This window comes from Micromonospora sp. NPDC005305 (assembly GCF_040607315.1).
GTDB lineage: Bacteria > Actinomycetota > Actinomycetes > Mycobacteriales > Micromonosporaceae > Micromonospora.
In genome coordinates, this window is the sequence record NZ_JBEXGL010000008.1 from 213,697 (window position 1) to 228,304 (window position 14,608).

Sequence of the window (14,608 nt, forward strand, 5' to 3'; positions counted from 1 at the left end):
CCGCCCCGACACCGGGGCGGGCCGCCTCGCGTCCGCGACACCCCGTCGCCTCCTGGCCACGGTCGGTAGCAGGGCGAATGCATCGAGGCATTGACATGCGTGCCGCACGCGGCGAGGCTCGCGCCTGATGTCCTTCCACGAAGGAGGCGCGATGAGACCGACACGGCTGGCGATCGCCGGCGTGTTCACCCTGGTCGGCGCGATGGCGCTGACCGCTCCGGCCAGTGCGCGGCCACCGTCTGACCCGGGCGGCCGTGACGGGCTGGAGGTCTACGTCGGCACGGTCGACGCCGGGCAGCTGGAGAAGCTGCGGGCGGTCGGGGTCGACCTGGACGAGGACCACCGGTCCGCCGATCCGGCCGGGGCCACCACGATCGAGACCGTGCTCACCCGGCGGACGGCCGCCCGGCTCGCCAGCCAGGGTGTGCCGCTGACGGTCAAGAAGGTCCGCGGCAAGCCGGCGTCCCAGGCGCTGCGCGAGCAGGCCGCGGCCGGCTGGACGGCGTTCCGGTCGTACAGCGAGCCGGGCGGCATCCGGGACGAGCTGACCGCCACCGCGGCCCGGTATCCCGGGCTGGCGAAGGTGGAGACCATCGGGCGTACGGTGCAGGGCCAGCCGATCCTCGCCGTGAAGGTCACCCGTGGCGGACGCACGCTGCCGGACGGGAAGCGGCCGGCGGTGCTCTACGCGAGCACCCAGCACGCCCGCGAGTGGATCACGCCGGAGATGACCCGCCGGCTGCTGCACCACGTGCTGGACAACTACGGCGCCGACGCGCAGATCACCCGGCTGCTGAACACCACCGAGCTATGGTTCCTGCCGGTGGCCAACCCGGACGGCTACGACCACACGTTCACCCCGGGCAACCGGCTGTGGCGCAAGAACCTGCGGGACAACGACGGCGACGGTCGGATCACCGGGGCGGACGGCGTGGACCTCAACCGCAACTTCGCCTACAAGTGGGGGTACGACGACGAGGGCTCGTCGCCGGAGCCGCCCAGCGACACCTACCGGGGCGCCAGGCCCAACTCGGAGCCGGAGACGAAGGCGCTGGACGGATTGTTCCGCCGGGTCGGCTTCGAGTTCTTCGTCAACTACCACTCGGCCGCCCAACTGCTGCTCTACGGCGTCGGCTGGCAGGTGAGCACCCCCACCCCGGACGACGTGATCTACGAGGCGATGGCCGGCGACGACGCCCACCCGGCGGTGCCCGGCTACGACCCGGACATCTCCGCCGAGCTGTACACCACCAACGGCGACACCGACTCGCACGCCCAGGTCCGCTACGGCACGCTCGGCTTCACCCCGGAGATGTCCACCTGCCAGACGGCCGCCGCGTCCGACCCGGACGACCAGTGGCGTCCCGAGGACTGCGTCAGCGGTTTCGTCTTCCCCGACGACGAGAAGCTGATCTCGGCGGAGGTGGCGAAGAACCTGCCGTTCGCCCTGGCCGTGGCGAAGTCCGCGACCGACCCGGACGACCCCGCCTCGGTGGTCGGCCGGAGCACACCGGACTTCGTGGTGGACGCGTTCGACACCTCGTACGGGCGGACGCAGCAGGTCGCTTCGATCACCCGGCGGGCCCTGAAGGACGTGCGGATGCACTTCACGGTCAACGGCGGCCGACCGAAGACCACGAAGGTCCGCGAGTGGCGCGGCGGCGAGCGGTACGGCGACACGAACGACCGCTACTACGCCGAGCTGCGGGGCACGGTCACCGGCACGAAGCCCGGCGACCGGGTGGAGGTGTGGTTCACCGGGGTGAAGCCGCGCACGGGCCCGGTGGCCAGCGCCCACTTCACCTACCGGGTGCACCCGGACATCGGCGGTGACGTGCTGGTCCTGGCGGTGGAGGACGTGACCGGGCTCAGCCCGGCACAGGACGCCACCACGGCGAAGTACGCGGCCGGCATCGCCGCCGCCGTGGAGAAGGCCGGACACCGGGCCGACGTGTACGACTTCGACGCGATGGGCCGGAGGGCGCCGCACCCGCTGGGCGTGCTGTCGCACTACCGGGTGGTGGTGTGGGAGACCGGTGACGACGTCGTGCTCCGCTCCCCCGGGCAGGTCGCCGGCACCGCGGCGGAGGCGGCGCTCACCACCGAGCTGGCCGTCCGGGACTACCTCAACGAGGGCGGCAAGGTCCTGGTGAGCGGCAAGTACGCGCTGTTCGCCCAGGGCGACGACGGCGGGTACGTCTACCGGCCGGGCGCCCCGCCGGAGTGCGTGGACCCGGACGACGTGGCCTGCCTGCCGCTGCTCAACGACTTCCAGCAGTACTGGCTGGGGGCGTACCACTACCTGGGCGACGGGGGCACCGACCCGGCCGGCGACCCGTACCCGGTGCGCGGCTCGGCCGGGGCGTTCACCGGCTTCTCCGGGAGCCTCAACGCGCCGGGGTCGGCCGGCAACCAGGACCACACCGCCTCGTTCCTGAGCACGTCGAGCTTCCTGCCGCCGGACCGCTTCCCACAGTTCGCCAGCTCCGCGGCGGTGGACTGGGCCCGGCCGGGCGCCGCGCCGTACGACCCGCGCACCGGGGACTGGTACGTGTACAGCGGCCGGGCCGACGAGGCGTACAAGCGGCTCACCCGCACCGTCGACCTGACCGCGGCGACCAGCGCGCAGCTGCGGTTCGCCACCTCGTACGACATCGAGGAGAACTGGGACTTCCTGATCGTCGAGGCGCACGAGGTGGGCAGCGACGACTGGACCACCCTGCCGGACGCCAACGGCCACACCCGCCCGGTCACCGGGGAGAGCTGCGCCTCGGGCTGGGTCGACGAGCTGCACCCGTTCCTCGCCCACTACCAGGGCGCGGACTGCTCACCGACCGGGAGCACCGGCAGCTGGCACGCGGCCACCGGGTCGTCCGGCGGGTGGCAGGAGTTCGCCGTGGACCTGTCCGGGTACGCCGGGAAGAAGGTCGAGATCGCCATCTCCTCCGTCTCGGACTGGGGCACCCAGGGCCTCGGCGTCTTCCTGGACGACGCCCGGGTGACCGTCAACGGGTCGGTGGTCTCGGAGACCTCGTTCGAGACGTCCGACCTGGGCGGCTGGACGGTGGCCGGGCCGCCGGCCGGCTCGGGACCCGGGGCGAACGACTGGACGCGCAGTGAGCAGGCGTTCGAGGAGGGCTCGGCGGTGGTCACCGCCGACAGCGTCTACCTCGGCTTCGGCCTGGAGGGGCTGGCTCCGGCGGCCCGGGACGACCTGGTCGCCCGGTCGCTGACCCACCTCACCGGCCGGCCGCGCCGCTGAGCGCGGGGCGGGCACGCCGGCGGTGGTCTCCTGCCGGCGTGCCTGCCCGTACGCCCCGCCGACCGGCCCGGGATGTGGTGAGCTGTACGGGTGGCGGGGCTGGGTCTGGTGCTGCACCCCACCCGGGACGTCTCCGAGGTGGTGGGGATCATCGAGCGGTGGGCGTCGCGCCACCGCAAGACGCTGCTGGTCCGGGCCGAGGACGAGCACCGGGTGCCGTCCTGCGTCGAGCCGGTCCCGGCGGACGAGCTGGCCGACCGCGCCGACGCCCTGATCAGCATCGGCGGTGACGGCACGATGCTCGGCGCGCTGCGCCTGGCGGTCCGCGACCCGAAGCCGGTGCTCGGCGTGCACCTGGGCCGGCTCGGTTTCCTCGTGGAGGTCGAGCCGCCCGACCTGCCGAACGCGCTGAACCGCCTGCTGGCGAAGGACTTCACCGTCGAGTCGCACGCCTGCCTCGCCTGCGACGTGTGCGGCGACGACGTGGTGGCCTTCAACGACATCGCGCTGGTCCGCCAGCCCGGTTCCGGGTTCGTCACCGCCAGCCTGGCCGTCGACGGGCAGCGGTACGGCTACTACCGGTGCGACGCGCTGGTGGTCAGCACGCCGACCGGCTCGACCGCGTACAGCTACGCGGCGGGCGGGCCGCTGATCTCGCCGGCCGCGGACGCCGTGGTGGTGACCCCGTCGTCGCCGATGGCGGGCATCTCCCGGGCGGTGGTGCTCGCCCCGGAGGAGAGCATCCGGCTGGATCTCCAGCCGCACTCGGCGGCGGTCGCCGTCGAGATGGACGGTCTGGTGATCAAGGAGGCGGCGACCGAGGGCGCGGTGGAGATCCGCTACCGGCGGGACGCCGGCCGGGTGGTCCGCTTCGACCCGCAGCGCTACCAGGAGCGCAACCAGTTGAAGCTGAGCCTGCTCGACCTGCCGTTCCTGCCCGACCAGCTCCGCGAGCTGCTGCCCGAGGAGCTGCGGCGGGAACGCGACCAGCGGGAGCTGGAACCGCCCTGCTGACCGGCCGGGTCAGGCCTGCTCGAGCACCTCGGAGACCAGCGCCCGCGCCTCCTCCTGGATCCGGGTGAGGTGCTCCGGGCCCTGGAACGACTCGGCGTAGATCTTGTAGACGTCCTCGGTGCCGGACGGCCGGGCGGCGAACCAGCCCGACGCGGTGGTCACCTTGAGCCCGCCGATCGGCGCCCCGTTGCCCGGCGCGGTGGTCAGGGTGGCGGTGATCGGCTCGCCGGCCAGTTCGGTGGCGGTCACCTGCTCGGGCGAGAGCTTGGCCAGCACCGCCTTCTCCTCCCGGCTGGCCGGGGCGTCGATCCGGGCGTACGCGGGCGCGCCGAAACGCTCGGCCAGCTCGGCCCAGTGCTCGCTCGGCGTCTTCCCGGTGGTGGCGACGATCTCCGAGGCGAGCAGGCAGAGCAGGATGCCGTCCTTGTCGGTGGTCCAGGTGCCGCCGTCGCGGCGCAGGAAGGAGGCGCCGGCGCTCTCCTCGCCGCCGAAGCCGACCGCCCCGTCGAGCAGGCCGGGCACGAACCACTTGAAGCCGACCGGCACCTCCAGCAGAGGGCGGTCCAGGTCGGCGGCGACCCGGTCGATCATCGACGAGGAGACCAGGGTCTTACCGACGGCCGCTGCCGGCCCCCACTGCTCCCGGGTGCGGAACAGGTGGCCGATGGCCACGGCCAGGTAGTGGTTGGGGTTCATGAGGCCGCCGTCGGGCGTGACGATGCCGTGCCGGTCGGCGTCGGCGTCGTTGCCGGTGGAGATCTGGAACCGGTCCCGGGCCGCGATGAGCGAGGCCATCGCGTTCGGCGAGGAGCAGTCCATCCGGATCTTGCCGTCCCCGTCGAGGGTCATGAACCGCCAGGTCGGGTCGACGGTCGGGTTGATCACCGTGAGGTCGAGGCGGTGCCGTTCGGCGATCTCCCCCCAGTACGCCACGCTCGCCCCGCCCATCGGGTCGGCGCCGATGCGCACCCCGGCGTCCCGGATGGCGGCGATGTCCAGCACGGCGGGCAGGTCGTCGACGTAGCGGGCGAGGAAGTCGTACCCCCCGGTGGTGTCGGCGGCGCGCGCCCGCGCGTACGGGATGCGCTTCACCTCCTTGAGCCCGGCGGCGAGGATGCTGTTCGCGCGGTCCTGGATCCACTTCGTGACGTCGCTGTCGGCGGGCCCGCCGTGGGTGGGGTTGTACTTGAAGCCGCCGTCGTCCGGCGGGTTGTGCGACGGTGTGATCACGATGCCGTCGGCGAGCCCGGCGGTGCGCCCCCGGTTGTGGGTGAGCACGGCGTGCGACAGCGCCGGGGTGGGGGTGTAGCCGTCGCGGCTGTCCACCAGCACGGTCACGTCGTTGGCGGCGAGCACCTCCAGCGCGCTGGCCTCGGCCGGGGCGGAGAGCGCGTGGGTGTCGCGGGCCAGGAAGAGCGGGCCGTCGAGGCCCTGCTCCCGCCGGTAGTCACAGAGCGCCTGGGTGACGGCGAGGATGTGGTCCTCGTTGAAGGCGTTGCGCAGGCTCGACCCGCGGTGCCCGGACGTGCCGAAGGAGACCTGCTGCGCCGGGTCGCCCGGATCGGGATGACCGGCGTAGTAGGCGGTGACCAGCCGGGGCACGTCGACCAGGTCGGCGGGCTCGGCGGGCTGGCCGGCACGGGGGTGGGGCACGGTGGGAACCTCCTACAGATGGTGCGGGTGGATCAGGCCTCGACGCGCTGGCCCTTGCCGATGACGACGATGCCGTTGTCGGAGACGGTGTACCGCTGGCGGTCCTTCTCCAGGTCGACGCCGATCTCGGCGCCCTCCGGAACGTAGACGTTCTTGTCCAGGATCGCCCGCCGGACCACCGCGTGCCGGCCGATCTCGACACCCTCCATGAGCACCGCGCCGTCGACGTGCGCCCAGGAGTGCACCTTCACCTTCGGCGAGACGATCGAGTTCTCCACCAGCGAGCCCGAGACCACCGCGCCCGGCGACACCATCGAGCCAACCGCCCGGCCGACCCGCTCGCCCCACTGATGGACGAACTTCGCCGGCGGGTACGGCGGCTGCATGCTGTAGATCGGCCAGTCGAAGTTGTAGAGGTTGAACACCGGGTGGACGTTGATGAGGTCCATGTGGGCGTCGTAGAAGGAGTCGAGCGTCCCCACGTCCCGCCAGTAGCCCCGGTCCCGGTCGGTGCTGCCCGGCACCTCGTTGTCCTTGAAGTCGTAGACGTTGGCCTCGCCCCGCTCGACCAGCATCGGGATGATGCTGCCGCCCATGTCGTGCTTGCTGGTCTTGTCCTCGGCGTCGCGCTCGACCGCCTCGCAGAGCGCCTTGGTGCTGAAGACGTAGTTGCCCATCGAGGCGTAGATCTGGTCGGGCGCGTCGGGCAGCCCCACCGCGTCGGTGGGCTTCTCGCGGAACGCCCGGATCCGCCGGCCGTCCTCGCCGACCTCGATGACGCCGAACTGGTCGGCCATCGACAGGGGCTGCCGGATGCCGGCCACGGTGACCGCTGCGCCGGAGGCGATGTGGTCCTCGACCATCTGCCGGGGGTCCATCCGGTAGATGTGGTCGGCGCCGAAGACGATGACGTGGTCGGGCTGCTCGTCGTTGATGAGGTTGAAGCTCTGGTAGATCGCGTCGGCCGAACCGGCGAACCACCACGGGCCGCGGCGCTGCTGCGCCGGCACCGGGGTGACGTAGTTGCCGAGCATCGTCGACATCCGCCAGGTCTGGGTGATGTGGCGGTCCAGCGAGTGGGACTTGTACTGGGTCAGCACGACGATCTTGAGATAGCCGGCGTTCGCCAGGTTGGAGAGGACGAAATCGACCATGCGGTACATCCCGCCGAAGGGGACGGCGGGCTTCGCCCGGTCGGTGGTGAGGGGCATCAGGCGCTTGCCCTCCCCGCCGGCAAGGACGATCGCGAGCACCTTGGCAGCCATGCTCAGACGCTATCCATACCGCACCGACTTCACCACTCGTACGGGCACGTTTCCGCACCCGGTGCCGGGCGGGAAAGCACGCTAGGGTGCCGGTCATGAGCGATACCGCACGGCTGCGCGTCGACCTGCTCACCCGGGAGTACCCGCCGGAGGTCTACGGCGGCGCCGGGGTGCACGTCGAGTACCTCGCGCGCGAGCTGCGCCGCCTCGCCGACGTGCGGGTGCACTGCTTCGGCGCGCCCCGCGACGAGCCGGGTGTCACCGCGTACGCCGAGCCCGCGGCGCTGGCCGGCGCCAACGCCGCGCTGCGCACCATGGGCGTCGACCTGGAGATGGCCGCCGGCGCCGCCGGCACCGACGTGGTACACAGCCACACCTGGTACGCCAACCTGGCCGGGCACACCGCGAAGCTGCTGCACGGGGTGCCGCACGTGGTGACCGCGCACAGCCTGGAGCCGCTGCGCCCGTGGAAGGCCGAGCAGCTCGGCGGCGGCTACGCGCTCTCCTCGTGGTGCGAACGGATCGCGTTCGAGGCCGCCGACACGGTCATCGCGGTGAGCGAGGGCATGCGGCGCGACGTGCTGACCGCGTACCCGGAGGTCAACCCCGACAAGGTGCGCGTCGTCTACAACGGCATCGACACGGCGCAGTACGCCCCGGACCCCGGCACCGACGTGGTGGACCGGCTGGGCATCGACCCGGCCCGCCCCAGTGTGGTCTACGTCGGGCGGATCACCCGGCAGAAGGGCCTGCCGTACCTGCTGCGGGCGGCCCGGGAGCTGCCCGCCGACACCCAGCTCGTGCTGCTAGCCGGCGCCCCCGACACACCGGAGCTCGCCGCCGAGGTGGAGGGCCTGGTGGCCGAGCTGCGGGCCGGCCGCTCGGGTGTGGTCTGGATCGCCGAGATGCTGCCCAAGCACGAGGTGATCCAGGTGCTCACCCACGCCACCATCTTCGTCTGCCCGTCCGTCTACGAGCCGATGGGCATCGTCAACCTGGAGGCCATGGCCTGCGAGACGGCCGTGGTCGCCACCGCCACCGGCGGCATCCCCGAGGTGGTCGCCGACGGCGAGACCGGGCTGCTCGTCCCCATCGAGCAGGCCGGCGACGGCAGCGGCCGGCCGCTGGACCCGGAGCGCTTCGTGGCCGACCTGGCCGCGACCATCAACGACCTGCTGGCCGATCCGAAGCGGGCGGAGGAGCTGGGTCTCGCCGGCCGCCGCCGGGCCGTCGAACACTTCTCCTGGGACGCCATCGCGCAGCGGACGCTGGAGGTGTACCGGTCGGTGGGCGCCGCCGGCTGACTTGAGCGCGAAGCGATCTCGGGCAGTAGGTTGAACCGGTGACTGGACGGTTCCCGATCGAAGACGTCTCCCCCGTCGTCGCCTGCGGTCGCTACCCGGCCAAGGCGGTGGTCGGCGAGATCGTGCCCGTGTCGGCCCGCGCCTACCGCGAGGGCCACGACGCGCTCGGGTGCAACGTGGTCTGGCTCGGCCCGGACGGCGCCGCCCGCCCGTTCACCCGGATGCGCCCCGGCGAGCCCGGCCAGGACCGCTGGCACGCCACCATCCGCCCCGACGCGGTCGGCACCTGGCGGTTCACCGTCGAGGCGTTCCAGGACCCGTACCTCACCTGGCAGAACGCCGTCACCAAGAAGGTCGCCGCCGGTCAGGGCCCGGCCGAGCTGGCCAACGACCTGGCCGAGGGCGCCCGGGTGCTGGAAGCCGCCCTCGACCTCGTGCCGTCCGCCGACCGGGAGCGGGTCCGGGCGGCGGTGACCGCGCTGCGCGACGAGGCCGCCGAGCTGCCCCGCCGGGTCGGCCCGGCGCTCGACCTGGCCCCGCTGCTCTGGGACCATCCGGTCCGCGAGCTGGTCACCACCGGCGACGAGCGCACCCTCTGGGTCGACCGGCCGCGGGCGCTCTTCTCCGCCTGGTACGAGTTCTTCCCCCGCTCCGAGGGCGCCATCCCGGCCACCGTCGACGCGCCCGCCCGGTCCGGCACCTTCGTCACCGCCCTGGAACGCCTGCCCGGCGTCGCCGCCATGGGCTTCGACGTGCTCTACCTGCCGCCGATCCACCCGATCGGCCGGGTCAACCGCAAGGGCCCCAACAACGGGCTCACCGCCGGGCCCGACGACGTCGGCTCGCCGTGGGCGATCGGCGCCGCCGAGGGCGGCCACGACGCCATCCACCCCGACCTGGGTACGCCGGCGGACTTCCGCGACTTCGTCGCGGCGGCCGCCGAGCAGGGCCTTGAGGTGGCCATGGACCTGGCGTTGCAGTGCGCCCCGGACCACCCGTGGGTGACCGAGCACCCGGAGTGGTTCACCACCCGGGCCGACGGCAGCATCGCGTACGCGGAGAACCCGCCGAAGAAATACCAGGACATCTACCCGCTGAACTTCGACAACGACCCGGAGGGCATCCGGGCCGAGATCCTGCGGGTGGTGCTGCACTGGGTCGGCGAGGGCATCAAGATCTTCCGGGTCGACAACCCGCACACCAAGCCGTTCGACTTCTGGCACTGGCTGATCTGGGAGGTCAAGAAGGTCGACCCGGACGTGCTGTTCCTGGCCGAGGCGTTCACCCGCCCGGCGATCATGCACGGGCTCGGGAAGATCGGCTTCACCCAGTCGTACACCTACTTCACCTGGCGCACGTCCGCGGCCGAGATGCGGGAGTACTGCGCGGAGCTGGTCGCGGCGGCCGACTACATGCGACCGAACTTCTGGCCGAACACCCCGGACATCCTGCACGAATCGCTGCAGCACGGCGGCCCGCCGATGTTCAAGATCCGGGCGGTGCTGGCCGCGCTGCTCTCCCCCTCCTGGGGCATGTACGCCGGCTACGAGCTGTTCGAGCACGTCGCCCGCCCCGGCGCCGAGGAGTACCTGGACAGCGAGAAGTACGAGCTGCGCCCCCGCGACTGGGCCGGCGCGCAGGAACAGGGCCGCTCACTCGCCCCGTTCATCGCCACCCTCAACCGGGTCCGCCGGGACAACCCGGCCCTGCACCGGCTGCGCAACCTGCGCTTCCACGACATCGACAACCCGGCGCTGCTCTGCTGGTCCAAGCACGACCCCGACACCGGCAACACGGTCATCGTGATCTGCTCGTTCGACTCCCGCGCCGTGCAGTGGGGCAACACCACCCTCGACATGCCGGCGCTCGGCCTCGACTGGCACGAGCGGTTCACCGTGCGCGACGAGCTGACCGGCGCCGACTACGACTGGGGGCAGCGCAACGCGGTGCGGCTCGACCCGTACCTGCAACCCGCGCACGTGTTCACGGTGCGGCGGCCCACCGCGCCGGCCGAGCCCGAGGCCGTGCCGTCGGTTCCGGCGGCGGCCGACCTGACCGTAGAAGACGTACCCGCCGACCTCTCCGGCGGCACCGCCCCGACCGCACCGGCCGCGAAGGACGACGCACGATGGAGCAGCTGATCGCCGGCCAGGCCCACGACCCGCACGCCGTGCTCGGCGCGCACCCCGCCGACGGCCGCACCACCATCCGGACGCTGCGCCGGGGCGCGACCGACGTGGCCGTGGTCGCGGGCGACGAGCGGCACCCCATGAAGCGGGTGCACGACGCGGGCGTCTTCGAGGCCGTGCTGCCGGGCGAGGTGCTCGACTACCGGGTCGAGGTCGACGGCACGGTGCACGACGACCCCTACCGCTACCCGCCCACCCTCGGCGACCTGGACCTGCACCTCATCGGTGAGGGCCGGCACGAGCGGCTCTGGGAGGCGCTCGGCGCCCGGGTCTTCGACGAGGGCGTCGCGTTCACCGTCTGGGCGCCCAACGCCCGCGGCGTTCGAGTCGTCGGCGACTTCACCGGCTGGGGGCCCGACGACGGCTGGCCGATGCGCTCGCTCGGCTCCAGCGGCGTGTGGGAGATCTTCGTGCCCGGCGCCACCGTCGGCAGCCGGTACAAGTACCGGATCCTCGGCGCCGACGGGCACTGGCGGGACAAGGCCGACCCCCTCGCGGCCCGCGCCGAGGTGCCGCCGGCCACCGCCTCCGTGGTGCACCACTCCCGGTACGCCTGGGGCGACGCCGACTGGCTCACCCGGCGGGCCCGGCGGCAGCCGCACCAGGAACCCATGAGCGTGTACGAGGTGCACCTCGGCTCCTGGCGCCCCGGCCTCGGCTACCGGGAACTGGCCGAGCAGCTCACCGCGTACGTCACCGAACTCGGGTTCACCCACGTCGAGTTCCTGCCCGTCATGGAGCACCCGTTCGGCGGCTCCTGGGGCTACCAGGTCACCGGCTACTACGCCCCCACCGCCCGGTTCGGCGACCCCGACGAGTTCCGGCACCTCGTCGACCGGCTGCACCAGGCCGGCATCGGGGTCATCCTCGACTGGGTGCCCGCGCACTTCCCCAAGGACGAGTGGGCCCTGGCCCGCTTCGACGGCACCCCCCTCTACGAGCACCCCGACCCGCGCCGCGGCGAACACCCCGACTGGGGCACGTACGTCTTCGACTTCGGCCGCCGCGAGGTGCGCAACTTCCTGGTCGCCAACGCCCTCTACTGGCTGGACGAGTTCCACGTCGACGGGCTGCGCGTCGACGCGGTCGCCTCGATGCTCTACCTGGACTACTCCCGCCAGGAGGGCCAGTGGGCGCCCAACGTGCACGGCGGCCGCGAGAACCTGGAGGCCATCGCGTTCCTCCAGGAGGTCAACGCCACCGTCTACAAGCACCACGCCGGGGCGGTGATGGTCGCCGAGGAGTCCACCGCCTGGCCGGGCGTCACCCGCCCCACCGCCGAGGGCGGGCTGGGCTTCGGCTTCAAGTGGAACATGGGCTGGATGCACGACACCCTGCTCTACACCTCCAAGGACCCGATCTACCGGCAGCACCACCACCACCAGCTCACCTTCTCCCTGGCGTACGCCTGGAGCGAGAACTACGTGCTGCCGATCAGCCACGACGAGGTGGTGCACGGCAAGGGCTCCCTGGCCGGCAAGATGCCCGGCGACACCTGGCAGCGGCTGGCCAACGTGCGGGCGCTGCTCGCGTACATGTGGGCGCACCCCGGCAAGCAGTTGCTCTTCATGGGCTGCGAACTCGCCGACGACCGCGAGTGGAGCGAGGAGCGCGGCCTCGACTGGTACCTGCTGCACGACCCGGCGCGGGCCGGCGTGCAACGCCTCGTCGGCGACCTCAACCGGGTCTACCGGGAGACCCCGGCGCTCTGGGCGCAGGACACCGACCCGGCCGGCTTCCGCTGGATCGCCGGGGACGACGTCGCCAACAACACCGTCTCGTTCATCCGGATCGCCCCCGACGGTCAGACCCTGGTCTGCGTGGCCAACTTCTCCGCGCAGCCGCTGGAGGGCTACCGGGTCGGCCTGCCCGCCGGCGGGATGTGGACCGAGCTGCTCAACACCGACGCCCACCACTACGGCGGGTCGGGGGTGGGCAACCTCGGAGCGGTGCAGGCCGAGAGCGTGCCGTGGCACGGGATGCCGGCGTCAGCGGCGCTGCGCGTGCCGCCCCTCGGCGTCCTCTGGCTCCGCCCCGCCTAGACGCGAATTCCGCCGCCCTCCCCCCGCCGCTCGCTGCCTGCCCGTGGCTCACGGCTGCCGGGTCGCGGCTCGCGGTCGCGACCCGATCTTGGCGAGTTGGCGTTCGTGGCGGACGGTAACTCGCCAAGATCTCGGGGCAGCGCGCACGGCATGCGCGGAGAGTAGCGCCGACGCGGAAAATCCTCACGCTTCGTGGAGATGTCGCGCGAAGCCGCGATCGACCTGAACGGACGTGCATCACCCTCCGTACCGCTGAACGGAAGCCGGACACCCGTGACGGACGAGGCGGAGGAGCTTCGATGGCGTGGAGCAGAGGCACAAGCAGGCGGCGCGGGACGGCGAACTCGTCCCGGAACCGGAAGATCGCGGGCGGGATAGCGCTGGCGATGACGGCCGGGGCGGCGTTCGCGGTCGCCACCGGCACCGGCCAGGCCGCCGAGAACTGCCAGGGCCTGGACACCGCCCTGCGCAACAACCTGACCTTCATCGCCGGTCAGCGCCAGAACCAGGACGCCAACTCGGCGGCCCGGATCGCCAACCGGCAGGCCGTGGTCGACCTCATCCAGCAGCGCCGGGCCACGGCCGGCTGCACCGGCACCGTCGAGGTGGCCGGCGCGGCCTGCCCGGAGGTGCCGTGGGAGCAGGCGATGGGCACCCAGCTCGACCGGGCCTGGGCGGTCACCGGGCAGCTGAGGGGTGAGCGCTCCGGCCAGCTCGTCGACCCCCGACTGACCGAGGCGCGGGTGAAACGGCTCGCCGGCCTCTTCAGCGGGGTCCGCGGCATCGTGCAGGGCGCCCAGAAGGCACAGGCCGGCGAACCCGAGGCGCCCGGGGCTGACGAGGCCGGCGCAGCGGCCGGTGGGGCCGAAGCGCCCGGCGCCGGTGCGGCCGGGGCGGGTGGCGCCGGTGCGGCCGGGGCGGCTGGCGCCGGTGCGGCCGGGGCGGCTGGCGCCGGTGCGGCCGGGGCGGGTGACGCCGGGGCCGGTGGGGCCGGTGCAGCGGCCGGTGGCGCTGAACGGGCCGCCGACATCATCAACGCCATCGGCGGGGTGCTGCAGCAGATCGCCGCGATCATCCAGGCCGCGCAGCAGCAGGCGGACGGCGGCCAGCAGGCCGGCGACGCCCAGGACGACCAGCAGGCCGGCGGCGAGCAGGGTGCCGGCGGGCAGGAAGGCGCCGATCAGCAGAACGGCGAGGCCGGCGCGGCAGCGGAACAGCCGGGCGCGGCCGACCAGCAGGGCGACCAGGCGGCCGACGGGCAGCAGGACGGCGGCCAGGCCGCGGACGGGAAGCAGGGCGCCGCCGGCCAGCAGGCCGGGGAGCGGGTCGCGGATCGGGTTCAGCAGATCCGGGCGCGCATCCAGCAGCTCCGGGCGATCGTCAAGCAGATCCGTGCCGCCCGCCAGGCCGAGCGCGGTCAGGGTCAGGGTCAGGGCAAAGCGGCGGACCAGAGCCGGGGCGCCGACAAGGCGGGCGCCGGCCAGGGGATGAACGACCAGGCCGGTCAGGACGGCCAGGCAGGCCAGGCAGGCCAGGCAGGCCAGGCAGGCCAGGCAGGCCAGGGCATGAACGAGCAGGCCGGTCAGGGCGAGCAAGCGGGCCAGGGCATGGACGACCAGGCGGGCCAGGGCATGGACCAGGGCGGTCAGGGCGAGGTCTACATGGTGGCCGACCCGAGCGTGCCGGGCTGCGCCCCGGGCGACGCCGGCCAGGGCGCGGGCAACGCCGGCGCCGGGAATCAGGACGACGCGAACGGTGCCGACCAGCAGGAGGGCGAGGCGGACCGCAAGGGCGCCGAACCCGCCGAGTCAGCCGACGCCGGCGCCGACGCCGGCATGAACGACGACGCCGGCACGAACACCAACTGACGGCCAGCCCC

Annotated in this window: 8 protein-coding genes; 6 read left to right on the top strand and 2 right to left on the bottom strand. The window is 72.9% G+C overall.

Translation table 11 applies throughout. From position 1 onward, the window contains the following. Nucleotides 1-151: 151 nt before the first annotated feature. Both ABZS80_RS16530 and ABZS80_RS16535 read left to right on the top strand, forming a co-directional pair. On the top strand, nt 152-3,262 hold the full coding sequence (locus ABZS80_RS16530; protein WP_355056593.1) for a M14 family zinc carboxypeptidase: 3,111 nt from the start codon (nt 152-154) through the stop codon (nt 3,260-3,262). A 90-nt stretch (nt 3,263-3,352) separates the two neighbouring features. After that, the gene (locus ABZS80_RS16535) at nt 3,353-4,276 is read left to right on the top strand and encodes an NAD(+)/NADH kinase (protein WP_355056595.1); all 924 of its coding nucleotides are present in this window, start codon (nt 3,353-3,355) and stop codon (nt 4,274-4,276) included. Nucleotides 4,277-4,285: 9 nt separating this feature from the next. On the opposite strand, the gene pgm is transcribed toward ABZS80_RS16535, so the two are convergent. Together pgm and glgC are read right to left on the bottom strand one after the other, a co-directional pair. Beyond that, entirely contained in the window at nt 4,286-5,929 is a 1,644-nt protein-coding gene (gene pgm, locus ABZS80_RS16540) for a phosphoglucomutase (alpha-D-glucose-1,6-bisphosphate-dependent) (RefSeq protein ID WP_355056597.1), read from the bottom strand. A gap of 32 nt (nt 5,930-5,961) precedes the next feature. Further along, on the bottom strand, nt 5,962-7,194 hold the full coding sequence (gene glgC / locus ABZS80_RS16545; RefSeq protein ID WP_313722022.1) for a glucose-1-phosphate adenylyltransferase: 1,233 nt from the start codon (nt 7,192-7,194) through the stop codon (nt 5,962-5,964). Nucleotides 7,195-7,289: 95 nt separating this feature from the next. On the opposite strand from glgC, the gene glgA reads away from it, so the two are divergent. From glgA to ABZS80_RS16565, 4 genes are all read left to right on the top strand, one after another. After that, nucleotides 7,290-8,498, top strand: a complete 1,209-nt coding sequence (gene glgA, locus ABZS80_RS16550) for a glycogen synthase (RefSeq protein ID WP_355056599.1) — start codon at nt 7,290-7,292, stop codon at nt 8,496-8,498. Nucleotides 8,499-8,536: 38 nt separating this feature from the next. Then, on the top strand, nt 8,537-10,639 hold the full coding sequence (locus tag ABZS80_RS16555; RefSeq protein WP_355056601.1) for a maltotransferase domain-containing protein: 2,103 nt from the start codon (nt 8,537-8,539) through the stop codon (nt 10,637-10,639). After that, nucleotides 10,627-12,729, top strand: a complete 2,103-nt coding sequence (gene glgB / locus ABZS80_RS16560) for a 1,4-alpha-glucan branching protein GlgB (RefSeq protein ID WP_355056603.1) — start codon at nt 10,627-10,629, stop codon at nt 12,727-12,729. Before ABZS80_RS16555 ends, glgB begins: the two co-directional genes overlap by 13 nt. Nucleotides 12,730-13,028: 299 nt before the next feature. After that, on the top strand, nt 13,029-14,597 hold the full coding sequence (locus tag ABZS80_RS16565; RefSeq protein ID WP_355056605.1) for a hypothetical protein: 1,569 nt from the start codon (nt 13,029-13,031) through the stop codon (nt 14,595-14,597). Nucleotides 14,598-14,608: the final 11 nt, after the last annotated feature.